At 66.7% G+C, this 22,796-nt stretch carries 19 protein-coding genes; 9 read left to right on the forward strand and 10 right to left on the reverse strand.

Annotation, left to right across the window (positions count from 1 at the left end):
- On the forward strand, window positions 1–185 hold a 185-nt coding region (locus ABUE31_RS21715), incomplete at its 5' end, for a hypothetical protein (protein ID WP_367725855.1).
- On the opposite strand, the gene ABUE31_RS21720 is transcribed toward ABUE31_RS21715, so the two are convergent.
- Together ABUE31_RS21720 and ABUE31_RS21725 are read right to left on the reverse strand one after the other, a co-directional pair.
- Window positions 176–631 (reverse strand): DUF411 domain-containing protein, encoded by a 456-nt coding sequence (locus ABUE31_RS21720; protein ID WP_367725856.1) that lies wholly within the window; start codon window positions 629–631, stop codon window positions 176–178. The genes ABUE31_RS21715 and ABUE31_RS21720 overlap by 10 nt on opposite strands.
- Window positions 632–700: 69 nt before the next feature.
- On the reverse strand, window positions 701–3,049 hold the full coding sequence (locus tag ABUE31_RS21725) for a heavy metal translocating P-type ATPase (RefSeq protein ID WP_367725857.1): 2,349 nt from the start codon (window positions 3,047–3,049) through the stop codon (window positions 701–703).
- 165 nt (window positions 3,050–3,214) lie between these two features.
- On the opposite strand from ABUE31_RS21725, the gene ABUE31_RS21730 reads away from it, so the two are divergent.
- On the forward strand, window positions 3,215–4,021 hold the full coding sequence (locus tag ABUE31_RS21730; protein ID WP_367725858.1) for a hypothetical protein: 807 nt from the start codon (window positions 3,215–3,217) through the stop codon (window positions 4,019–4,021).
- A gap of 42 nt (window positions 4,022–4,063) precedes the next feature.
- Here the strand turns inward: ABUE31_RS21730 and ABUE31_RS21735 are convergent, their stop codons facing one another.
- From ABUE31_RS21735 to ABUE31_RS21745, 3 genes are read right to left on the reverse strand one after another with little or no spacing between them, the layout of a single operon-like run.
- Window positions 4,064–5,371 (reverse strand): MFS transporter, encoded by a 1,308-nt coding sequence (locus ABUE31_RS21735; RefSeq protein WP_367725859.1) that lies wholly within the window; start codon window positions 5,369–5,371, stop codon window positions 4,064–4,066.
- Window positions 5,371–5,646 (reverse strand): metal-sensing transcriptional repressor, encoded by a 276-nt coding sequence (locus tag ABUE31_RS21740; RefSeq protein WP_367725860.1) that lies wholly within the window; start codon window positions 5,644–5,646, stop codon window positions 5,371–5,373. Before ABUE31_RS21740 ends, ABUE31_RS21735 begins: the two co-directional genes overlap by 1 nt.
- 55 nt (window positions 5,647–5,701) lie before the next feature.
- Window positions 5,702–6,181 carry an Lrp/AsnC family transcriptional regulator gene (locus ABUE31_RS21745; protein ID WP_367725861.1) on the reverse strand — a complete coding sequence of 160 codons (480 nt, stop codon included), beginning with the start codon at window positions 6,179–6,181 and terminating at the stop codon, window positions 5,702–5,704.
- Window positions 6,182–6,334: 153 nt separating this feature from the next.
- On the opposite strand from ABUE31_RS21745, the gene ABUE31_RS21750 reads away from it, so the two are divergent.
- The 3 genes from ABUE31_RS21750 (at window position 6,335) to ABUE31_RS21760 (ending at window position 9,771) form a co-directional block, all read left to right on the forward strand.
- A complete protein-coding gene (locus tag ABUE31_RS21750) occupies window positions 6,335–7,738 on the forward strand; it encodes an aspartate aminotransferase family protein (RefSeq protein ID WP_367725862.1) in 1,404 nt (467 codons plus the stop codon).
- A 154-nt stretch (window positions 7,739–7,892) separates the two neighbouring features.
- Window positions 7,893–9,302 carry an aldehyde dehydrogenase family protein gene (locus tag ABUE31_RS21755; protein ID WP_367725863.1) on the forward strand — a complete coding sequence of 470 codons (1,410 nt, stop codon included), beginning with the start codon at window positions 7,893–7,895 and terminating at the stop codon, window positions 9,300–9,302.
- A gap of 139 nt (window positions 9,303–9,441) precedes the next feature.
- Window positions 9,442–9,771 (forward strand): hypothetical protein, encoded by a 330-nt coding sequence (locus ABUE31_RS21760; RefSeq protein WP_367725864.1) that lies wholly within the window; start codon window positions 9,442–9,444, stop codon window positions 9,769–9,771.
- 114 nt (window positions 9,772–9,885) lie between these two features.
- On the opposite strand, the gene ABUE31_RS21765 is transcribed toward ABUE31_RS21760, so the two are convergent.
- A complete protein-coding gene (locus ABUE31_RS21765) occupies window positions 9,886–10,593 on the reverse strand; it encodes an outer membrane protein (protein ID WP_367725865.1) in 708 nt (235 codons plus the stop codon).
- 345 nt (window positions 10,594–10,938) lie between these two features.
- Here ABUE31_RS21765 and ABUE31_RS21770 point away from each other — a divergent pair, with 345 nt between their 5' ends.
- The 3 genes from ABUE31_RS21770 to ABUE31_RS21780 all read left to right on the forward strand — a co-directional run bounded on the left by ABUE31_RS21770 (window position 10,939) and on the right by ABUE31_RS21780 (window position 16,084).
- Window positions 10,939–12,114 (forward strand): efflux RND transporter periplasmic adaptor subunit, encoded by a 1,176-nt coding sequence (locus tag ABUE31_RS21770; protein ID WP_367725866.1) that lies wholly within the window; start codon window positions 10,939–10,941, stop codon window positions 12,112–12,114.
- Window positions 12,111–15,290 carry an efflux RND transporter permease subunit gene (locus ABUE31_RS21775; protein WP_367725867.1) on the forward strand — a complete coding sequence of 1,060 codons (3,180 nt, stop codon included), beginning with the start codon at window positions 12,111–12,113 and terminating at the stop codon, window positions 15,288–15,290. The genes ABUE31_RS21770 and ABUE31_RS21775 overlap by 4 nt, the downstream gene beginning before the upstream one ends.
- Before the next feature lie 365 nt (window positions 15,291–15,655).
- A complete protein-coding gene (locus ABUE31_RS21780; protein ID WP_367725868.1) occupies window positions 15,656–16,084 on the forward strand; it encodes a cupin domain-containing protein in 429 nt (142 codons plus the stop codon).
- Between the two features lie 21 nt (window positions 16,085–16,105).
- Here ABUE31_RS21780 and ABUE31_RS21785 read toward each other — a convergent pair whose 3' ends face one another.
- The 4 genes from ABUE31_RS21785 to galE all read right to left on the reverse strand — a co-directional run bounded on the left by ABUE31_RS21785 (window position 16,106) and on the right by galE (window position 21,247).
- Window positions 16,106–17,932, reverse strand: a complete 1,827-nt coding sequence (locus tag ABUE31_RS21785) for an alanine racemase (RefSeq protein WP_367725869.1) — start codon at window positions 17,930–17,932, stop codon at window positions 16,106–16,108.
- A 2-nt stretch (window positions 17,933–17,934) separates the two neighbouring features.
- Window positions 17,935–19,185: a D-amino acid dehydrogenase gene (locus ABUE31_RS21790; protein WP_367725870.1), complete on the reverse strand. Its 1,251-nt coding sequence runs from the start codon at window positions 19,183–19,185 to the stop codon at window positions 17,935–17,937.
- Window positions 19,186–19,215: 30 nt separating this feature from the next.
- On the reverse strand, window positions 19,216–20,169 hold the full coding sequence (gene speB, locus ABUE31_RS21795) for an agmatinase (protein WP_367725871.1): 954 nt from the start codon (window positions 20,167–20,169) through the stop codon (window positions 19,216–19,218).
- Window positions 20,170–20,239: 70 nt separating this feature from the next.
- Window positions 20,240–21,247, reverse strand: coding sequence for a UDP-glucose 4-epimerase GalE (galE, locus tag ABUE31_RS21800; RefSeq protein WP_367725872.1), 1,008 nt, complete (start codon window positions 21,245–21,247; stop codon window positions 20,240–20,242).
- 270 nt (window positions 21,248–21,517) lie between these two features.
- On the opposite strand from galE, the gene hemA reads away from it, so the two are divergent.
- Entirely contained in the window at window positions 21,518–22,795 is a 1,278-nt protein-coding gene (gene hemA, locus ABUE31_RS21805; protein ID WP_367725873.1) for a 5-aminolevulinate synthase, read from the forward strand.
- The last annotated feature ends 1 nt before the right edge of the window (window position 22,796 follow it).

A 22,796-nucleotide genomic window follows, 5' to 3' on the forward strand; every position in this document is an offset into this window, starting at 1 on the left:
CACGCCTCGGCGATGAAACGCGGTCCGGCCCCGAACGACGGGGCCGGACCGAACTTCACACGGCAGTGTGCCGCGGACAGATCGAATCCAGGAGACTTCGCATGACAATGGCCGGAACCATGTTGCCCAAACTCGCCGTCGCGTTCGGACTGGCAATCATGCCGATCGCGGCATCCTACCGGTAGCTGGCAAAGACCTCGGTCGTGCCGTCCCGCCTGACGAGCAGCACGTCGTAGGGATCCGCGTCGGCGCCGGCCTCGCCCATGCCCGGCGAGCCGTAGGGCATGTCGGGAACCGTGAGCCCGATTGCGTCGGGTCGCTCGGCGAGCAGCCGGCGCACTTCACGGGCGGGAACATGCCCCTCGACCACATAGCCGTCGATCCTCGCGGTGTGGCAGGACGTCTGGCCGGGCTTCAGCCCGGCCTCGGCCTTCGCCGCGTCGAGCGCGGCGGCCGACAGGTCGATCTCGGAGACCGTGAAACCGGCCTCGCGCATGTGGCTGCCCCAGGCCGTGCAGCAGCCGCAGCTTGCCGACTTCAGCACCTCCAGCGACTGCGCCCAGGCAGCCTGGGGGGCCAGCGCGAACGACGCGAGGGCAAGCGCGCGAACCAGTTTCCTGCATTTCGTCATGACCGGTCTCCTATCCATTGGATTGCCATAGGCCAGTGTCTGTCGATCCTGTGTCGGGTTCCCGGCGTCTCAATCAAGACGCACGGTGCGCAGCCTCAGCGCGTTGGCGATGACGGACACCGACGACAGGCTCATGGCCGCCGCCGCGATCATCGGCGAGAGCAGCGTTCCGAACACGGGGTAAAGCACGCCGGCCGCGACCGGCACGCCAAGCGCATTGTAGACGAAGGCGAAGAAGAGGTTCTGCTTGATGTTGCGGATCGCCGCCTGCGAAAGCGCGCGCGCCCGCACGATGCCGTTCAGGTCGCCCTTCACAAGCGTGATGCCGGCGCTCTCGACGGCGACGTCCGCGCCGGTTCCCATGGCGATGCCGACATCCGCGGCGGCAAGCGCCGGGGCGTCGTTGACGCCGTCGCCGGCCATGGCGACCTTCGCGCCGGCGGCGCGCAGTTCCTCGATGAGGCGCTGCTTGCCGTCCGGCAGCATGTCGGCGCGCACCTCGTCGATGCCGAGGCTGGCCGCGACGGCGCGCGCGGTGCGCTCGTTGTCGCCGGTCGCCATGATGACGCGAAGCCCCTTGCCGTGAAGGGCGCGGATCGCCTCGGCGGTGGTCGCCTTCACCGGATCGGCGACCGCGACGAAGCCGGCCGGCCGGCCGTCGACGGCGACGAACATGGCAGTCTTGCCCTCCGACCGCATCGCATCGGCGTTGGGGGCAAGCGCGTCGATGGCGACGCCGAGATCGGCCATCATGGCGGCATTGCCGAGCGCGACCGTCGCCCCGCCGACCGTTCCGGACACGCCCTTGCCCGTGACCGCCTCGAAACCGCTCGCCTCCTGCATGGCGGCGTCGCGTTCCCGTGCGCCCTCGACGATCGCCTCGGCCAGCGGATGCTCCGAGCCGCGCTCCAGCGACGCCGCGAGCGACAGCAGCCGGTTGTCATCAAAACCATCGGCCGGCACGACGTCGGTCAGGCGCGGACGGCCTTCAGTCAGCGTGCCCGTCTTGTCGACGATCAGCGTGTCGACCGCCGCGAAACGTTCCAGCGCCTCGGCATCCTTGATCAGCACGCCAGCCTGCGCGCCGCGGCCGGTCGCGGTCATGATCGACATCGGCGTCGCGAGGCCGAGCGCGCAGGGACAGGCGATGATGAGCACGGAGACCGCCGAGACGATCGCGAAGATCATGCTGGGCTCGGGCCCGAACAGGCCCCAGACAACGAAGGCGACGATGGCGACAAGCACCACGGCCGGCACGAAATAGTAGGAAACGCGGTCGGCAAGACCCTGGATGGGCGCACGCGAGCGCTGCGCCTTCGCCACCATCTCGACGATCTGCGACAGCATCGTCTCGGCGCCGACACGCTCGGCGCGGATGACCAGGGTGCCGTTCCGGTTCAGCGTGCCGCCGGTCACCTTGTCGCCGTCGGACTTCTCGACCGGCACCGGTTCGCCGGTAATCATCGATTCATCGACCGAAGAGCGCCCCTCGACCACCAGGCCGTCGACCGGCACGCTGTCGCCCGGCCGCACGCGCAGCCGGTCGCCCTGGCTGACCTCGTCGAGCGGAACGTCCTCTTCGGTTCCGTCGTCGGCGATCCGGCGCGCGGTCTTGGGCGCCAGGTCGAGGAGCGCGCGGATTGCGGAACCGGTGCGCTCGCGGGCGCGCAGTTCTAGCACCTGGCCGAGGAAGACGAGCGCCACGATGACAGCCGCCGCCTCGAAATAGACGGGAACCGACCCGCCATGGCCCCTGAACTGGTGGGGGAAGAGGTCGGGGAACAGCGTCGCGACCAGACTGTAGAGATAGGCCGTGCCGACGCCGATGGAGATGAGCGTCCACATGTTCGGGCTACGATTGACGATCGACTGGTACCCGCGCTCGAAGAACGGCTTCGCCGCCCAGAGCACCACCGGCGTTGCGAGCGCCAGTTCCACCCAGGTGGCAAGCGGTTCGCCGATCCAGTCGCGCACCGGCAGGCCGAGCATCGGCCCCATGGCGATGACGAGCAGCGGCACGGACAGCGCCGCCGAAACCACAAACCTTCGGGTGAAATCGACCAGTTCCGGGTTCGGGCCTTCGTCGCCGGTGGGAACGCCCATCGGCTCGAGCGCCATGCCGCAGATCGGGCAGGCTCCCGGCTCGTCGCGCACGATCTGGGGATGCATCGGGCAGGTATATTTCGTGCCCGCTGGCATCGCCGCCGGCCGAGGCATTCCGCTCGCATAGCGCCCGGGATCGGCGACGAATTTCGAGCGACAACCCTCGGAGCAGAAATGAAAACGATCGCCGCCGTGCACGGCGGTCGGCTTGCCGGCGGCCGGATCGACGCTCATGCCGCAAACCGGATCGCGGACCGTCGCGCCTGCAGGGTGCGCCGGCGAAACGCCGTGGGCATGGTGCTCGTGAGAGGACATCTGCCGCCTCCTTCCGTTTTCAACCCATTGATCGCACTTCCAGCAACTGGAAGGTCAAGGGTATCGTGAAGCTCTCCTATTCGGTCGCGCCCCAACGCCGATATCCGGCATGTCGCGAGCCGGCGATTGCTGCTAAGCTCCGGCGATCACAGGGTGTCCAAGGCCATGTCCCGTCTTGCAAGGACGCTGTATTTCATAGGCTTGCTCGTCGCGCCCGGCGCGGCCGTCGCGGCCGACCTGCCGGCATCCCAGCCGGCTCCGACGGAGGCGCGGTTTGCCTCCGGCTGGACGTTTTCGATCGACCCCATCTACGGCTGGATACCGGGCTTCAAGGGCGACGTGTCGGTGTTCGGCAACGACGCGCATATCGACGTCACCACCCTGGATATCCTGGACAACCTCGGACCGTTCCTGCGGGCGCTGGACGGCTACTACATGGGATCGGGCGAATGGCGCAGCGGACGCTATGGCCTGGGCTACGACATCGTGCACTTCAGCGTGAGCGGCACGCGGGATTTCGGCAACCGCATCCTCACCGGCAGCGCCGACCTCGGCTTTTCGCTGACCATGGCGACGCTGACCGGCAACTACCGGGCTTTCGAGAGCGCCAAGGCCTACGCCGACATTGTCGCGGGCGTTCGCTATACCAAGGTCAACATCGATCTCGACCTCACGGTGGGGCCGGTCCCGGCGGCGGCAAGCGGCGGCGACGACTGGTTCGACCCCGTCCTCGGTATTCGCGGCCGATACGACTTTGCCGACCACTGGTACGTAAAGGGCCAGGCGCTCGGCGGCGCGCTGGGCGGCTCCGACTATCTCTACGACCTGTCCGGCCTCGTCGGGTATTCGTGGTCGAACGGGGTCGAGGCCTATGCGGGCTGGCGCGCGGCGCACACCAGCTACGACAAGGACGACTTCACCTGGGACGTGACGATGACCGGCCCCATGCTCGGACTGAGCTACAACTTCTAGCCGGCCCGGCGACAGGTCAGTTGCCCGCCTCCGCCTCTCGGCCTATGCCCGTGCGGGCCATGCGGGATGCAGATCGTCGATGACAAACGCATGCGCGTGGCGGCGGGCGCCCTCGGCCAGGTGAGGATGATCGGCGGGCAGGTCGTCGTGGCTATGCTCGAGCGCGTCTGGATCGCCTTCGGGCCAGACTGCCAACGCGATGGCGATGGCGGCGGCCGCGAGGACGGACAGAACGACGGAGGCGACCGCAAGCCCGAACGTGGCGCCGGCCCAGCCCGCCAGCGGATAGGCGACCAGCCAGCAGGCGTGGGAAAGCGCGAACTGAGCTGCGAAGAGCGACGGGCGATCCTCCGGGTTCGCCGAACGGCGCAGCAGGCGTCCGGACGGCGTCAGCGCCGTCGAATAGCCGACGCCGAGGACGAACCATAGCGGCAGGAGCCAGGCGTAGGAGGCGAGAACCGACGACGACAGCGTCGCGACAGCCAGCAGGCCCACTCCGCCCAGCATCACCTTGCGATCGGGAAGCGCGTCCAGCAGGCGGGGCAGCGCCAGCGCCGCCAGCATCGAGCCCGCGCCGAAGGCCGCCAGCGCAAGCGCGGTCGAGCGCTGGTCGAGGCCGAACACGGACTGAACGTAGACGACCGTGTTCACGAAGACGAGAGCGCCGCCGCTGGCGACTGCCAGGTTGATCGCCAGCAGGCCCCTGAGACGCGGCGTGGCGAGGTAGATGCGGATGCCCCTCGTCGTCCGGTCGAGGATACCGCGCGGCTCGGCCGGCTTCGGGCTCGGCAATGTGACCGACATGACGAGCGCGGCCGAGGCGAGGAAGCCGAACACCGTTCCGGCAAACAGGCTGTGGAACGAAATCAGCGTCAGAAGGACAGCCGCCAGCATCGGGCTGACGACGCTTTCGAGGTCGTAGGCGAGCCGCGAAAGCGACAGAGCCCGGGTATACTCGCGCTCGTCCGGGAGGATGTCCGGGATGGTCGCCTGGAAGGTCGGCGTGAAGCCGGCAGACGCCGACTGCAGCGCGAAAATCAGCACATAGACCTGCCAGACCTCGGTGACGAAAGGCAGGAAGAGCGCGATGCAGGCGCGCACCACATCCAGCGCCACGAGCATCGCCCTGCGCGGGACGCGCTCTGTGAAGGCGGAGGCGATCGGCGCCACGACGACATTGGCGATCATCTTGATGCCGAGCGCCGTGCCGAGCACGGCGCCCGCATCGTCGCCCGCCAGTTCGAAGGCGAGGAGCCCGAGCGCGACGGTCAGCAGACCGGTCCCGACCAGGGCGACAAGCTGCGCCTGAAACAGGCGGCGATAAATGCGGTTCGAAAGGACAGCCAGCATCAGAGGTATTTCGCGATTTCCTTGAATTCATCGACGGACCGCTGCGTGTCGGCAGCGACGGCGCCGACCGTCCTGTCCAGGCAATGATCCAGGTGATCGTGAATGAGCGTGCGCTTGGCGTTGGAAACCGCCTTCTCGACCGCATGAAGCTGCTGGGCGATATCCAGGCACGGCCGGCCGGTCTCGATCATTTCTATGACGCTGCGCAGGTGGCCCTCGGCGCGCTTGAGACGTCTTGCGATGGCGGGATGCGAGGCGTGGCGGTGGGCTGTCATGACTGCCAGATATCCCCCCCGGGGGGATATTGTCAATCAGCGCCCGGCGGGTGTGTCAGGGTTCGCGTTCGATCTCGATCGGGAACGCGAAGCCCGCCTTCACCCGATCCATGACCACCATCGTCTTGAAGCCCTTGATGTCGTGGTTCTCGTAGAAGAAGCGGCGCGTGAACTGCTCGTAGTCCTCCATGTCCCTGGCGGTCACGACGAGCATGAAGTCGGCATCCCCCGTCACGTAGTAGCCGATCATCACTTCGCGGGTGTTGCGGATCGCGTTCTTGAAACGGTCGACGATGTCGGCGCGCTCGCGCTCCAGCGAGACCAGCACGATCATGGTGACGTATCGCCCAAGCGCCTTGGGCGACACGATCGAGACGTCGGCCTCGATGATCCCGTCGGCTCGCAGGCGCTTCAAGCGCCGCTGGCAGGCGGTGGGCGAAAGATGCACCATCTCCGCCAGTTCCTCCGAGGTCAGGCGATTGTTCGCCTGGAGCGCGTCGAGCAGCGCGGCATCCGCCGCATCGATCTTCTTCATGCCTGTTTCCTGCTTCAATGGTTGAGAGTTTGCAGGATATCTGCGTACTGGTCCCGATTTTCGCCGTCAACCGGCGACCGCTTGCGCTATTCTTGGCGCCGATGACCGGAAGCCCGATCGATAGCGGCTCCAGAGACTGAAGGGTAGGAACGAATGAGCATCGACATCAGCGACATCGCCAGCAAGGACAGGAATTCGGTCCTGCACCCCTTCACGCACCTGAAGGACTTCGCGACGGGCGCGATGGGCGATCCCACGATCGTGGAGACAGGCAAGGGAATCCGCATCCAGGACGCCCGCGGGAACCAGCTGATCGACGGATTCGCGGGCCTCTACTGCGTCAACATCGGATACGGCCGCACCGAGGTGGCGGAGGCGATCGCGCGGCAGGCCTATCGCCTCGCCTACTACCACTCCTACGCGGCCCACACGACCGACCAGCTGGCGATCCTGTCGGACCGGCTGGTGAGGATGGCGCCCGGCAAGATGAGCAAGGTCTTCTATGGCATGTCCGGCTCGGACGCCAACGAGACCAACGCGAAGCTGGTCTGGTACTACAACAATTTGCGCGGCAAGCCGACCAAGAAGACGATCATCTCGCGCGAGCGCGGCTACCATGGCTGCAGCGTGATTTCCGGCTCGATGACCGGCATGAGCTTCTATCACGACCACATGGACCTGCCGCTGCCCCAGGTTGTCCACACCGGCGCGCCGCACCACTACTGGGGGGCCGAGGCCGGCGAGACCGAAACCGAGTTCTCGGCGCGACGCGCGGCCGAGCTCGACCGGCTGATCGAAAAGATCGGGCCGGACAATGTAGGCGCCTTCATTGCCGAACCGGTACTGGGAACCGGCGGCATCACCCCGCCGCCCGAGGGCTACTGGGCGGCCGCGCAGGCGGTGCTCAAGAAGCATGACGTGCTGCTGATCGCCGACGAGGTCATCACCGGGTTCGGGCGCACCGGCTCGATGTTCGGCTCGCTGCACTACGGCATCGAGCCCGACCTGATCACCGTCGCGAAGGGCCTGACCTCGGCATACTTCCCGCTGTCGGCCTCGATCGTCGGCGAAAAGGTCTACCGGGTGCTGGAAGACGGCGCGGACCGGGTGGGCGCCTTCTCGCACGGCTACACCTATTCCGGCCACCCGATCGGAGCGGCCGCGGCAAACGCCGTTCTCGACATCGTCGAGAAGGAGGACCTGCCCGGCAACGCCCGCGAGGTCGGCGCGTATTTCCAGGCGCAGCTGAAGGAGAGGTTCGCGCAGTTGCCGATCGTCGGCGAGGTGCGCGGCGTCGGCCTGATGGGGGCGATCGAGTTCGTCGCCGACCGCGACCGGAAGAAGCGTTTCGACGCCTCACAGAAGGTCGGCGCGCGCATCTCGAAGGCGGCGCGCGACCGGGGGCTGATCGCGCGCGCCATGCCGCACGGCGACATCCTCGGCTTCTCTCCGCCCCTCGTGGTCACCAGGGGCGAGGTCGACGAAATCCTCTCGATCGCCGAAAGCGCCGTCCGCAGCGTCATGGACGAACTGGCCGGCGAGAGCCGCGCCGCCTAGCGGCGCCTGCCCCGACGTTCCGGCGCCAGGGCACGGCGCCGCCAACGCAAGGCACAGGCGGGCGCCGCCCGCCTTCTCAAAAACTGCGCTCGATGCCGTCGGGACGCCGCGATTCGCCGCGCCCGCAACCCTCTTGAAAAGGAAGCCGCTCCCGATGTCCGCCGTCCCTTTCCGCATCGCCGAGAGACCTGGCATGATCCCCGTGTTCAGCCCTTTCGACGGGTCCCTCGTCGGATCGGTGGACGCACGCGGCCCCGACGAGATCGACGCGCTGCTGGCGCGTGCCCACCGCGGCGCGCGCCAGTCGCGCGCGCTGCCCCGCCACCAGCGATCGGGCATCCTGGAGCGCACCGCGCAGATCGTGCTGGATCGCCAGGATGACTTCGCCAAGACTATCGTGATGGAGGCCGGAAAGACCATCGCGCAGGCGCGCAAGGAGGTCATGCGGTGCGCCAACACCCTCAGGCTCGCCGCCGAGGAGGCCAAGCGCAACGCCGGTGAGGTCGTCCCGTTCGACGCGTTCGCCGGCGGCGACATGCGCCAGGGATGGTTCACGCGTGAGCCGCTTGGGATCATCGTCGCGATAACGCCCTACAACGACCCGCTCAACCTGGTCGCGCACAAGCTCGGACCGGCGATCGCGGGCGGCAACGCGGTCCTGCTCAAGCCTTCGGACCTGACGCCGCTGTCGGCATCGGGCCTCGCCGCCGCGCTCGTCGAAGCCGGCCTGCCCGACGAGATCGTGACGGTCGCCGTCGGCGGCGTCGAACTCGGGGCGGCCCTGGTTTCGGCACGGGACGTGAGGATGGTTTCTTTCACCGGCGGCTTCGCTGCCGGCGAGGCGATCGCGCGCGCGGCCGGGCTGAAAAAGCTGGCGATGGAACTGGGCGGCAACGCGCCGGTCATCGTCATGCCGGACTGCGACCTCGGCAAGGCCGTCGACAGCTGCGTGTCGGGCGCCTTCTGGGCGGCCGGCCAGAACTGCATCGGCGCTCAGCGCATCCTCGTCCATTCGGCCGTCTACGCCGACTTCCGGGACGCCTTTGTCGAAGCGACACGCCGGCTCAAGGCCGGCGACCCCTCGCGCGACGACACGGATGTCGGGCCGATGATCTCGATCCAGGCCGCAGAGCGGGCCGAGGCCACCGTCAACCAGGCCGTCGAAGCCGGCGCCAGGCTGCTCACAGGCAACCGGCGCGACGGCTCGCTCTATGCGCCGACGGTGCTGGAAGACGTTCCGCCGACCTGTTCGCTCTGGCGCGACGAGGCGTTCGCGCCGTTGGTCGCCCTCGCCTGCTTCGACGCTCTGGACGAGGCGATCGAGATGGCCAACGACATCGAATACAGCCTGCACGCCGGCATCTTCACCAACGATCTCGCCGTCGCGCTGGAGGCGGCTGGGCGGATCGACGCCGGCGGCGTGATGATCAACGATTCATCGGACTACCGGGTCGACGCCATGCCCTTCGGCGGTTCGAAATACGGCAGCTTGGGCCGGGAGGGCGTGCGTTTCGCCTACGAAGAGATGACCCAGCCGAAGGTCGTGTGCATCAACCGCGGTTGACCCACGGGCGCCCCCGGATCCCACCCGCCCCGGAGGCGTTTCGGACCTCATTTCGATTTTGACGACCCGTCGGGTTCCGGATTGCGGGCCGAGGCATTTCCTGCAACGATACAAACGGGGCGATCTAGAGGTGATGCGAATGAGACGCTGGATCGTATTCGCAGCGATTGTCATTGGCGGCTGCCAGACGGCGGCCGAGGAGCCCGATCAGAAAACGGCGCTTGCCGGCGACTATCGGGCGGTTGCAGGCTGTTTCTATCGGGGTGCCGGTTCAGGCTACCGAAGCACCGAAGACCCCTCGAAGCCCGTCGTCACCGTTTCGGGCACGCGAAGCGGCGGAGGCACCGACAGCCTGGAATTCATGGCGACCGGCGATGGCATCACGACCGTACATGCGCATCTGGGCTCGCCGGGCGGCACCGAGGCATGGCACCGCTACCTGTCGATCCTGAAGGGGTGCCCGGGATAGTCCCGACGCTCGCTTTGACGGGGCAACGCTGACGAGGATCATGCGCGGCGTCGCGCCGTCCGAAAAGAAAAGGCCCGCCAAAGCGGGCCTTTCAAATCTCGAAACCGCCAGCCGTCAGAACCGGTAGTTCACGCCAAACCGGAGCGTGTGAATCTTGAGGTCGACATTCGTGCCGTCGGCGAAGCCAAGCGAATAGTCCTCGTCGCCCGCGTCGAAGTAGCGGTATTCGCCCTTGACCGACCAGTTGTTGTCGATGGCGAACTCGGCGCCGGCGCCGATCGTCCATCCGTCGTGCCAGCGCTTGTCGCTGACCGGCGGATTCAGGAAGGTGTCGTTGTAGGCGGTGCGCTCCGCATGAGCCCAGCCCCAGCCGAGGGTCATGAAGGGAAGCCAGCGATCCATCGCATAGCCGAGCCGAGCCTGGATGGTCGCCATCTGGTCGATCTCGAGATCGACATGCGTGTACTGCGAACCGCCCGCCCAGTATCCCTCGTTGCCGTCGTTCATGCTGGCGAACGACCAGTCGCCCTCGATGCCGAGCACGATGTTGTTGCTGAACTGGTAGTTGTAGCCGACCTGCACACCGCCGAAGGCACCGTCAGGATCCAGATCCACCGCGCAGCCAAAACCGCCGCCGCAAACCTCGTTGAAGATATCGTTGTTGTACTCCGAGTCGCCGTTGCTCCAGCCGTAGCCGCCGTGCAGGCCGATATAGGCGCCCGACCAGTTCCATTCCGGCAGTACGGGGACGGGTTCCTGGTAAACAACGGCATCCGCCGCGTATGCGGACGTGCTGCCAAGGGCAACAGCCGCACAAAGCAAGATTTTCCGTATGCGCATGACCTTACTCCTTCACCCTCAGTGGGGGACGAGGAAGGTCCTCAGTGCTCGGAAGTTGCCCCCGCCCCACGGTAGACGGATGGATATTACTCCCATCGCGGCGCGGAGAGGTTGCAAATATGCAACATTAGTAAAGTCTCAGATTCCTTAAGGGAAATGGCTTACGAAGCGTTTAGAGGCGGAATTCCGCCTGTTTTCGGCCTCTGTCGGCAGCCGTCACCAACGCTCGAACGCCATGTTGCACCGCACAGCCGCTTGTGCCAGCGTGATAGGCTGCCGTCGCGAGTCTGCGGCACCCGGCAGCTCCAGCGACAGGAATTTTCCGACATGGCGTCCAGACCGTTCGAGTTTCAGCCGGTTCTCGCCCGAACCCTCCTGCAGGCCATCCTGGTGGTGGGCGTGGTGGGCCCCGGGCCAGCCCTGGCCCAGCAGGAGCCGCCGACCGTGACGGCCGCCAAGCCGGTGGTCCGGGACATCGTCGAGGACGACGAGTTCGTCGGCCGCTTCGAAGCGGTCGACCAGGTGGCGGTGCGGTCCCGCGTCGGCGGCTATCTCCAGGCGGTCCACTTCACGGACGGCGCGCTGGTCAAGCAGGGCGACCTCCTGTTCACCATCGACCAGCGCCCGTTCCAGGCCGCCTTCGAGGCAGCGAAGTCGCGGGTCGACGTGGCGACCAGCCTGCTCGACTTCTCGCAGTTGCAGCTGAAGCGCGCGGAAGAACTGGCAAGCAGCGGCAACCTTTCCACCGCCACGCTCGACGACCGACGGCGAGAATACCTGGCCGCCGAGGCGGGATACCAGGGCGCGACCGCCGACCTCAGGACCGCGAACCTGAACCTCGAATTCACCGAGATCCGTGCGCCGCTGGCGGGCCGCATCGACCGCCGCCTGGTGTCGATCGGCAATCTCGTCCAGCCGGACTCGACGCTGCTGACGACGATCGTGTCGACCGACCCGATCGACTTCTACTTCGACGTCGACGAGCGCCTCTACCTCGCCTATGCCGAGGACGCCCGCAAGCGGGGCGGCGCGCTGCAGGAGGGCGCAGGCGGGCTGGACGTCGCGGTGAGGATCGCCGACCGCAACAACGCCTCCTTCGCGGGCAAGCTGGACTTCGCCGAGAACCGCATCGACGCGGCGACCGGCACGGTGCGCGTGCGCGCGCGCTTCGCCAATTCCGATGGCGTGCTGCAGCCCGGCATGTTCGGCCGGATCAACGTTCCGGGCTCGCTGCCCTATCGCGGCGTGATGCTGCCCGACGAGGCGATCGGCGCCGACCAGAGCCGCCGCATCGTCTACGTGGTCGACGCGGAGGGCACCGTCAGCGCCAAGACCGTGCGACCGGGCCCGCGCAACCATGGCTACCGCGTCATCCGAGAAGGGCTGACCGGCGACGAGACGGTGATCATCAACGGGCTGATGCGGGTCAGGCCGGGCGTCAAGGTCAAGGCCGAGATCGTCACGCTGCCGGACGAGGCCGCGGCGACCGGAGAGGCGCAATGAACTTCTCCCACTTCTTCGTCGACAGGCCGATTTTCGCATCCGTCCTGTCGATCGTGCTGCTGATCGTCGGCGGCATCGCCTACACGCAGCTGCCGGTGGCCCAGTATCCGGAAATCGCACCGCCGACGATCGTCGTGCAGGCCGCCTATCCCGGCGCAGACGCCGAGACCGTCGCGGCAACCGTGGCGACGCCGCTCGAGCAGGAGATCAACGGCGTCGAGGACATGCTCTACATGTCGTCCTACTCGTCGGGTGACGGCTCGATGCAGTTGACCATCACCTTCGAACTCGGCACCGACCTCGACCAGGCGCAGGTGCTGGTGCAGAACCGGGTGGCGACCGCCGAGCCCAGACTGCCCGAGGAAGTGCGCCGGCAGGGCGTGACGACGAACAAGAGCTCGCCCGACCTGATGATGGTCGTGCACATGCTGTCGCCCGACGATTCCTACGACCAGCTCTACGTTTCCAACTATGCGCGATCGCGGGTGCGCGACATCCTGCTGCGCCTCGAAGGCGTCGGCAACCTGATCATCTTCGGCGAACGCGAATATTCGCTGCGCATCTGGCTGGACCCGGAAAAGCTGTCGGCGCTCGGCATGACGTCGGGCGACATCGTGCAGGCGCTGCGCGAACAGAACGTTCAGGTGTCGGGCGGCTCCATCGGCGCACCGCCCAACGATACCGGATCGGCGTTCCAGTACACGGTGACGACCCAGGGCCGCTTCGACGACGCGCGCGATTTCCGCTATATCATCGTCAAGGCGACCGAGGACGGGCGGCTCATCACGCTGCGCGACGTCGCGCGCATCGAACTCGGCGCCAAGGACTACATCACCAATTCCTACCTGAACGGCAAGAACGCGGTCGCGCTCGGCATCTTCCAGAGGCCGGGCACCAATGCGCTTGCCGCCGCGGAGGAAATCAAGTCGACCATCGCCGATCTCTCGAAGGACTTCCCGCCGGGACTCACCTACGAAATCGTCTACAACCCGACCGAGTTCATCGCGGAGTCCATCAACGAGGTCTACAAGACGATCCTCGAGGCGATTGCGCTGGTCGTCATCGTCATCATCGTCTTCCTGCAATCCTGGCGCATGGCGATCATCCCCATCGTCGCCATCCCGGTATCGCTGATCGGAACGCTGGCGATCCTGTTCGCATTCGGCTTCTCGCTGAACATGCTGACGCTGTTCGGTCTCGTGCTGGCGATCGGCATCGTCGTCGACGACGCGATCGTCGTGGTCGAGAATGTCGAGCGCAACATCCGTCTGGGCTTCAACCCGCGCGACGCCTCTCACCGCACCATGAACGAGGTCGGCACCGCGGTCATCGCGATCTCGCTGGTGCTGATCTCGGTGTTCGTGCCGACCGCCTTCATCCCCGGCATTACCGGGCAGTTCTACCTGCAGTTCGCGATCACCATCGCGGTAGCGACGGCAATCTCGGCGCTCAACTCCCTGACCCTGTCACCGGCACTGGCGGCCCTGCTGTTCAAGCCGCACGAGGCACATGCGACGCCCTCGCGCTTCTGGCCGGTGCGGGCCGGGCGCGCGCTCGCCGACGGCTTCAACGACGGGTTCGACCGGATCGCCGGCTGGTATGCGCAGATCGTGCGGATGCTCGTCGGCACATGGACCGCGCTCCTCGTCATGCTGGCGGTCTTCGCGGCGCTGATCTACGCCACCGTCCACATGCTGCAGACGGTTCCGACCGGCTTCATACCGACGCTCGACCAGGGCTACGCGATCGTAGTCGTGCAGCTGCCGGACGGCGCATCATTGTCGCGCACCGACAAGGTGGTTCGCGAGGCGTCCGACATCATCCGCAAGACGCCCGGCGTCAGGGATGCGGTCGCCTTCGCCGGCTTCTCCGGCGCGACCTTCACCAACGCCAGCAATGCCGGCGTGATCTTCGCCGCCTTCGACGGCTTCGACGAGCGGCTGGCCGCCGGCCACTCGGCCAACCAGATCATCGGCACGCTTTTCGGATCTCTGCAGGCGATACAGGAAGCCTTCATCATCGCCGTACCGCCGCCGCCGGTGCCTGGCGTCGGCAATTCCGGCGGCTTCAAGATGCAGCTGCAGGAGCGCAACTCGGCCGACATGCGGCCGATCCTGCAGCTTGCCTACGAGATCGCCGGCAAGGCCAACCAGACGCCGGGCCTGACCGGCGCGTTCACAACCTTCTCGGCCTCAAGCCCGCAGTTCTTCCTGGCCATAGACCGCGACAAGGCGCGCATCCTGAACGTCGAGATTCCCGAGATCTTCGAGACGCTGTCGATCAACCTCGGGACGGCCTACGTGAACGACTTCAACGCCTTCGGGCGGGTCTACCAGGTCCAGGCGCAGGCCGACCAACAGTTCCGCGTCGACCGCGAGGACATCCTGAACCTCAAGGTCCGCTCCGCCAACGGCGCGCTGGTGCCGCTCGGCACGCTGGTCGAGATCCGCGACGTCTCCGGCCCGAACCTTGTACAGCGCTACAACATGTACGTGTCGGTGCCGGTCCAGGGCAACGCCGCGCCGGGCACATCGAGCGGCGAGGCGCTCGCCAAGATGGAAGAGATCGCGGCGCAGACGCTGCCCGCAGGGACGTCGTTCGAATGGACGGAACTGGCGCTCCAGGAGAAGCAGACCGGCAACACCGCGGTCTTCATCTTCGGGCTATCGGTGCTGTTCGTCTTCCTCGCGCTGGCCGCCCAGTACGAGAGCTGGACGATGCCCTTCGCAATCGTTCTCATCGTGCCACTCGGGGTGCTGGCCGCGCTGATCGGCGTCGCTTTCCGCGGGCTGGACAACAATGTGCTCGTGCAGATCGGCCTTGTCGTGCTGATCGGACTTGCGGCGAAGAACGCGATCCTGATCGTGGAGTTCGCCAGGCAGGCGCAGGAGCGCGGGGAAACCGTGGTGGAGGCCGTCGTCGAGGCATGCCGGCTGAGGCTTCGGCCGATCCTGATGACGGCTTTCGCCTTCATCCTCGGCGTCGTCCCCCTGGTCATCGCGACCGGCCCCGGCGCCGAGATGCGGCGTTCGCTCGGCACCGCCGTCTTCTCGGGCATGCTCGGCGTCACCGTGGTCGGTCTTTTCCTGACGCCGGTGTTCTACGTCGTGCTGCGCAGGCTGTTTCCGGTCCGCGTGAGGCCTTCCGATTCGCTGGTCGAGAATCAGCCGGGATGACGTTCTGCGAGGGCGCGGCATGCCCGTTCGACCACCGTCGGTTGCAATTGCAGGCGATGGGTACATTCACTGTCGCTAAAGTTGACGAAGAGGGTTCCACTCCCGCTTAACCATATGGTGCGATGACGTAATATCGCCGCGCCGGCAGCTGTGGTCCTATCGATCTCGCGGCGGACCACCCTCCGCATGGCCGGCGCCGCCCACTCCCAAGCCCCCAGCTAGGCGCCGGCCCTCGCGGGGGTGGTTCGTTCCGAACCACTCCCCCCCTTCTCCTCCACGACAATCCAGGTTGCGCAACGACGCCACCGGGGCGTTTGCATCGACGCAGCATCTGCTAGGCTGCCCGAACAAACGCGGAGGGAACCATGCGGACGATGATTGTCATTGCGGCCCTGGCAGCCGGCGCCTTGTTTGCGCCCGCATACGCCCTGGACAGCGGCGGCCAGCCAGTCGTGGTGACGCCGATCCGATCAACCACGGTGACATCGACCGGGCAGCCGATCAGGCTTCCCGACAACAACGTCGAGGTGACGGCGTCGATCTTCGAGATCGCGCCTGGGGTGACGCTTCCGGTCCACAAGCACCCCTACGCCCGCTACGGCTACGTGCTCGCCGGATCGCTGAAGGTCACCAATGTCGATACCGGACAGAGCGACGTGTTCAACACCGGAGACTTCATCGTCGAGATGACCGACCAGTGGCACCAGGGTTCCAATATCGGAAGCACGCCGGTGAAGCTGCTGGTCATCGACCAGATCGTGGCCGGCACGAAAGCGACGGTCCTGAAGGAATAGCGACGGGCCGAAAGCCCGCACCTAAAGAATGCGCTTGCCGAAGCTGGACATGACGAAGCTGACCGTCTCGGCGGCGACGCGCTCGTCGAGGGTCGCCGTCAGTCCCGACACGTCCATGGAGAGCATGCCGCCGGCGAGCGCGACGGCTTCCATCGCCAGATGGGTCTCGCGGACGGTCATGCCGCCGGAACCCTCGATCCAGCCCGGTATCTCGGTGACTTCAGGCGAATAGCTGACGTGGAAGCCGGTGGTGCCGTTCGCGGCGATCCTGAGCGCCTGGCGCATCACTTCGCCCATGCCGAGCGCATCGATGTCGGCCATCGTCATGACCGTCACGCGGGACGCCTTCAGAACGGCCGCCTCCGCCGGACTTGCCTCGCGCAGGCCGACAAGCACCACATTTTCGGGCGACAATTGCGGCTGCAGGGCGCCTTCCCCATCCATCAGCCCAAGCGCTTGCGACAGCACGGAATCCGGTGCGACGGAGCCGTCGGCGGCGCGTTCCGTGCCCAGGCAAGCCTTCGAATCGAAGCGGATCAGGCCAAGCGAATGCGTTTCCCTGACGATCGCGGCAAGGGCCGGGAGCGCCACGCCCCGGTCTTCGCCCGCGGACAGGCGCAGCAGTCCGGCAGGCAGGCGCGCGTCGTCGCCGGGCGTGACGACGTCGTAGTCGATCGCTTCCAGCCGCGCGCCGACGCGCTGCCTGGCAAGGACGACGGCCGCGCCGGGATCGGCGACGATCTGGACCATGCGCCGGCGCGGCGCGATCTCCACGTCGTGCATCGGCACCTTCTCGACATATTCCGACGTCATCGCGAGCAGCATCGCGCCATAGCCCATACGGAACGCCACCCGGTCACCGACGGCGACTGGCGCCTCGGCGTCGGTCACGTCGAGCAGGAGATGGTCGCTCGAGGCGCCGAGCACGCGCACGCCCCGGTCGATCGGCGTGAGCCCCTCGACCATGACGTCCTCGCGACCGATGTTGGCGATGGCGCGCAGCCGGTCGCCCTCGTCGGGAAAATAGGGCTGGTTGCCGAAGGCGTCATAGCCCGACTTCCCGATCGGCCGGGACGGCTTCTTCTTCACCTCGATCACGTCGGCAGTCAGCCGGCAGGCATCGAACTCGAGCCCATCCCAGGGCTTTTCGCGAAATGTCTCGATGCCACCCTGCAGGATCGCCTCGCCGACGCGCAGATTGTTGATGCCGGCCGGCAGCGTGCCGTCGAGCAGGAGCTGCAGCGACGACGACGCGCCGCCGGAAATGTAGTCGAGGCTGATGCCGGCCAGCCGTTCGATCTTGTAGGCATGCGCAACCAGCTGGCCGAGATTTTCCTCGGTCGGCATGATGGCGCCGAAGCAGCCGAGATTGGTGCCGATGCCGGCAATCCGCACCCCCTTCATTTCAAGGATCTGCTCTACCGTCGGCAGCAGCTCGCTCGGCCAGATGCCCTCGCGCAGATCGCCGAGATCGACCATCAGCATGATGTCGTGCACGCGGCCCAGCCGTTCGGCGATGCGCGACACCTCGCGAATGACGGCGAGCTCGGACTGCAGGCTGATGTCAACCGTGCGCACCACCTCCTCAGCGCGGGCAATCGGCGGGCTGCGCAGGAGCATGACCGGCGCGGTTATTCCGCTCTCGCGCAGGCGGCGGATGTTCTCGAACCGCGATTCGCCGAGCCCCGCCACCCCGCCGCGCAGCATGGCGCGCGCCACCTGCGGCATGCCGCACATGCCCTTGGTGACGCCGAACACCGTGATCCCGGCGCCGGCGCAGCGCGACACCACCGTGCGCGCATTGCGTTCGATGCGCCCGAGGTCGATGGTGACTTCCGGCCCGGACATGGCTACCCCGCGTAACGCAGCCCGGCCGGGTCGATTTCGGGGGAGCGACCGGCGACGAGGTCGGCAAGGAACTGGCCCGATCCTGCCGCCGTGGTCCAGCCCAGATGACCATGACCTGTGTTCAGGTAAAGGTTGCGGTAGCGTGCCTGGCCGATCACGGGAACCGAACTCGGCGTCATCGGTCTGAGACCTGCCCACATTTCAGCCCGTGTCTCGTCGGTGGCGCCGGGGAAGAGGTCGCGCGCGGTGCGGAAAATGGTGGCGAAGTCGCGCGGCTTGTGGCTGCGGTCGAAGCCGGTGAACTCGGCGGTGGACGACATGCGCAGCCGGTTGCCCAGCCTGGAATAGCCGATCAGGCTGTCCTCGTCCGCGCCGCCCATGGTCGGACCCTTCGACGGATCGGTCAGCGGCATGGTCACCGTGTAGCCCTTGACCGGATAGACCGGCAGGTCGATGCCGTGCCGGCGCGCGAACACGCCGCTTTCGGGTCCGAGCGACAGGACGACGGCGTCGGCGGCGACCGGACCGGCCGACGTCCGAACCGCCGCCACGCGGTCGCCCTCGATGTCCAGCCCCTCGACAATGGTGCCGAAGCGGAACGCCACGCCGAGCTTTTCCGTCACATGGGCCGCAAGCCGGGTCGCGAAAAGCCGCGAGTCGCCGGTCTGGTCGATCGGCGAATAGACGCCGCCGGCGATCTTGTCCGCCGCATCCGCCAGCCCCGGCTCGACCTCGGCCAGCCGCTTGCGGTCGACGATCTCGATCGGGAAGCCGTTCTGCCCGAGGAACCGGTAGTTGTCGGCGCCGGTATCCAGGCTTTTCTGAGTACGGAAGAAATAGACGATGCCGCGCTTGCGCTGGTCGTAGTCGATGCCGATCTCGTCCTCGATGCGGTTGATGCAGTCGCGCGAATGGAGCGCGAGCTTCAGTTTCACCAGCGTGCTGGCGCGCATCCTGGCGGTGGTGCACTCGCGCAGGAACCGCAAGGTCCAGCGATAGAAGTAGGGATCGGCCTGAAGCCGGACGCGGATGCCGAGGTCGCGCCGGTAGAGCCCCTTGAAGAAGGTGCGCAGGGCATCCGGCGAAGCCCAGGCAGTCGCATCGCCCGGCGAGACGAGGCCTGCATTCGAATAGCTGGTGCCCTGCGCCGCTTCCGCATGGCGCTCCAGCACGGTCACCTCATGCCCGTCACGGGCCAGCCAGTAGGCGGCCGCCGTGCCGACCACGCCGGCGCCAAGCACCACGATCCTCATCCCGCGTCTCCCCGCATGCTTTTCTCTGGCCTAGATCCGCCGCTCGACGCCCGGCAGCACGCAGAGCATCTCGAACAGGAGATAGGCGGCCGTAAGCGCCGTGTTGCCCGACGTATCGTAGGGCGGCGACACTTCGACAAGGTCTGCGCCGACGAGATTGATGCCCCAGCAGCCGCGGATGATCTCCAGCGCCTGGACGGTCGTGAGGCCGCCGATTTCGGGCGTTCCGGTGCCTGGCGCGAAACCGGGGTCGAGGCTGTCGATGTCGTAGCTGAGATAGACCGGACCGTCGCCCATCTGGGCGCGCACCTCCTCCATCAGCGGCGTCATAGACTTCCACCAGCACTCTTCCGCCTGCACGACGCGGAAACCCTGTTGGCGGGGCCAGTCGAAATCGTCGGCGGCGTAACCGGAGCCGCGCAGCCCGATCTGGATGCAGCGCTTGGTGTCGAGCACGCCCGCCTCCACCGCGCGGCGGAACGGCGTACCGTGCGCGATCGGTTCGCCGAACATGTGTTCGTTGATGTCGGCGTGGGCGTCGACATGGATCAGCCCGACCGGCCCATGCTTCTTCGCCATCGCGCGCAGGATCGGATAGGCGATCGTGTGGTCGCCGCCGAGCGTCAGCGGAATGCAGTCCTCGGCAAGGATCGCATCATAGGCGTCAGTGATGATGTCCATGCATTTCGGCAGGTTGAAGGTATCGATGGCGACATCGCCGATGTCCGCGACCTGCAGGCTGTCGAAGGGGGCCGCGCGCGACGCCATGTTGTAGGGCCGGATGAAGCTCGATTCCGCCCTGATCTGGCGCGGCCCGAAGCGGGTTCCGGGCCGGTTCGAGGTGCCGATGTCCATCGGCACGCCGACGAAGCAGGCGTCGAGGCCGGCAGCCGTCGGCTGCGCCGGCAGCCGCATGAAGGTTGCCGGCGCGCCGAAACGCGGCATCTCGTTGCCGCCGAGCGGCTGGTTGAATTTCCGGTCCATGGCAGACTTTCCATGCTGCAGACAGCGCCGATTGTCCGGGAGCGCCGGGCGAAATGCAACCGGCGAGACGTCACGAACCGGTGCGGCTCGGCCAGTTCTTACCCGCCAGAATCCTCTCCCAGGCAAGCGCGTCGGCGACGATACGGTCGAGATCGTCGAGTTGCGGCACCCAGCCCAGTTCCTTGCGCGCGAGGTCCGAGTTCGCCACCACGGCGACCGCATCGCCCGGCCGGCGGTCGGCGATGCGCACATCGATTTCGCCGCCGTAGACCCGCTTCACGCTCTCCATCACCTCGAGCACGGAGTAGCCGTGCCCGTAGCCGCAATTGGCGACGAGGCTGCCGCCGCCGGCGCGCATCCTGTCGAGCGCCAGCCGGTGTGCGGCGACGAGGTCGCTGACATGGATGTAGTCGCGGATGCAGGTGCCGTCCGGCGTCGGATAGTCGTTGCCGTAGATCTGCATGAACGGGCGCTTGCCCAGCGCGGTTTCGGCCGCGACCTTGATGAGCAGGGTGGCGCCCGGCGTCGACTGGCCGGTCCGGCCCCTCGGGTCGGCGCCGGCGACGTTGAAGTAGCGCAGCACGGTGTAGTCGAAGCCGGCATGCGCGGCGGCCGCATCGCGCAGGATCAGTTCCGTCATCAGCTTCGACGTGCCGTAGGGCGATTCCGGCACGGTGCGGGCGTCCTCGCGCACCGGTTCGACGCCGGCGGTGCCGTAGACGGCCGCGGTCGAGGAGAAGATGAAGTGCGGCACCCCCTCGGCGATGGCGTCGGCGACCAGGCTGCGCGTCTTGCAGGTGTTGTTCTCGTAGTAGAGCAGCGGGTCGGACACGGATTCCGGCACGATCAGCGAGCCGGCAAAATGGATGATCGCGTTCACCTTGTGATCGCGGATGATCTTCGTCACCAGCGCGCTGTCGCCGACGTCGCCGACATAGAGCCTGGCCTCGGGCGGCACCGCCCAGTCGAAGCCGGACGACAGCCGGTCGAGCACGACGACATCCTCGCCGTGATCCAGCAGCTCCCAGACCATGTGGCTGCCGATATAGCCGGCTCCCCCGGTGACAAGAACGCTCATGCGGACCCTCCAGAACGAAATGCTGCGTTCATTGACACGGCAACCGTCACGAAACCAATAAAATCGTGCGGAGGCATCGGGCGGTTGCCTGACCGGAACATGTTGCTGATTGAATTCGACAGGCGCCGGGGATGCAAAAGGGCGCCGGCGTCGTTGTGGTTGGCGGGGCGTGACATTTTGACTGCGCCGAGCGTGGCATTTTGACCGCCCTGGTCCAATGGACGGACCAAGGCCGAAACACTATTATCCGCCGCAAACCGGAAGGGCATTATGAACTATCAGCGGTTTTTCGAGGAAGCGATCGACCAGGTCCATGCGGAGCGGCGATATCGCGTTTTCGCAGACATCGAGCGCATTGCCGGCGCGTTCCCGCGCGCCATCTGGCGGTCCGAGGGCAAGGTCGAGGAAATCACCGTCTGGTGCTCGAACGACTACCTGGGCATGGGCCAGCACCCCGACGTGGTGTCGGCGCTGCAGAACGCGGCCGGCCGCATGGGCTCGGGCGCCGGCGGTACGCGCAACATTTCCGGCACCAACCATCCGCTGGTCGAGCTCGAACTGGAACTCGCCGACCTGCACGCCAAGGAGGCCGCGCTGGTATTCACGTCGGGCTTCGTCTCGAACGAGGCGTCGATCTCGACCATCGCCCGGCTGCTTCCCAACTGCCTGGTCCTTTCGGACGAACTGAACCACGCGTCGATGATCGAGGGCGTGCGCCGCTCCGGCGCCGAGAAGAAGATCTTCCGCCACAACGACGTCGCGCATCTGGAAAGCCTGCTTGCCGCCGCCGGGCGCGAACGGGCCAAGCTGATCGTGTTCGAGAGCGTCTACTCGATGGACGGCGACATCTCGCCGATCAAGGAGATCGCCGACCTCGCCGACAAGTACAATGCGATGACCTACATCGACGAGGTGCATGCCGTCGGCATGTACGGCAACCGGGGCGGCGGCATCACCGAACGAGAGGGCCTGGCCCACCGCATCGACGTGATCGAGGGCACGCTGGCCAAGGCGTTCGGAACGCTCGGCGGCTACATCACCGGCAGCGCGACCGTGGTCGACGCGGTGCGTTCCTATGCGCCGGGCTTCATCTTCACGACGGCTCTGCCGCCGGCGATCGCCGCGGCCGCGACGACCTCGATCCGCCATCTCAAGGGATCGCAGGCGGAGCGCGACGCGCAGCAGCGCCAGGTGGCGCGCACCAAGGAGGTGCTGACCGCCGCCGGCCTGCCGGTCATGCCGTCCAACACCCATATCGTGCCGGTGCTCGTGGGCGACCCCGAACTGTGCAAGATGGCGACCGACCGCCTGCACGGCCTGCACGGCATCTACATCCAGCCGATCAACTATCCGACGGTGCCGCGCGGCACCGAGCGGCTGCGCATCACGCCGACGCCCTTCCACGACGACCTGCTGATCGATCGCCTGCGCGACGCGCTGGTCGAGACCTGGGACGCGCTCGGCATTCCCTACGGCGCGGCCGGGCGCCCGGCTGTCGCCAGTTCGGAGCGCATCATCCCGCTGCTCGTGCCCAAGTCGGGCGGCTGAG

It is taken from the genome of Mesorhizobium marinum, assembly GCF_040813675.1.
Lineage (GTDB): Bacteria > Pseudomonadota > Alphaproteobacteria > Rhizobiales > Rhizobiaceae > Mesorhizobium_K > Mesorhizobium_K marinum.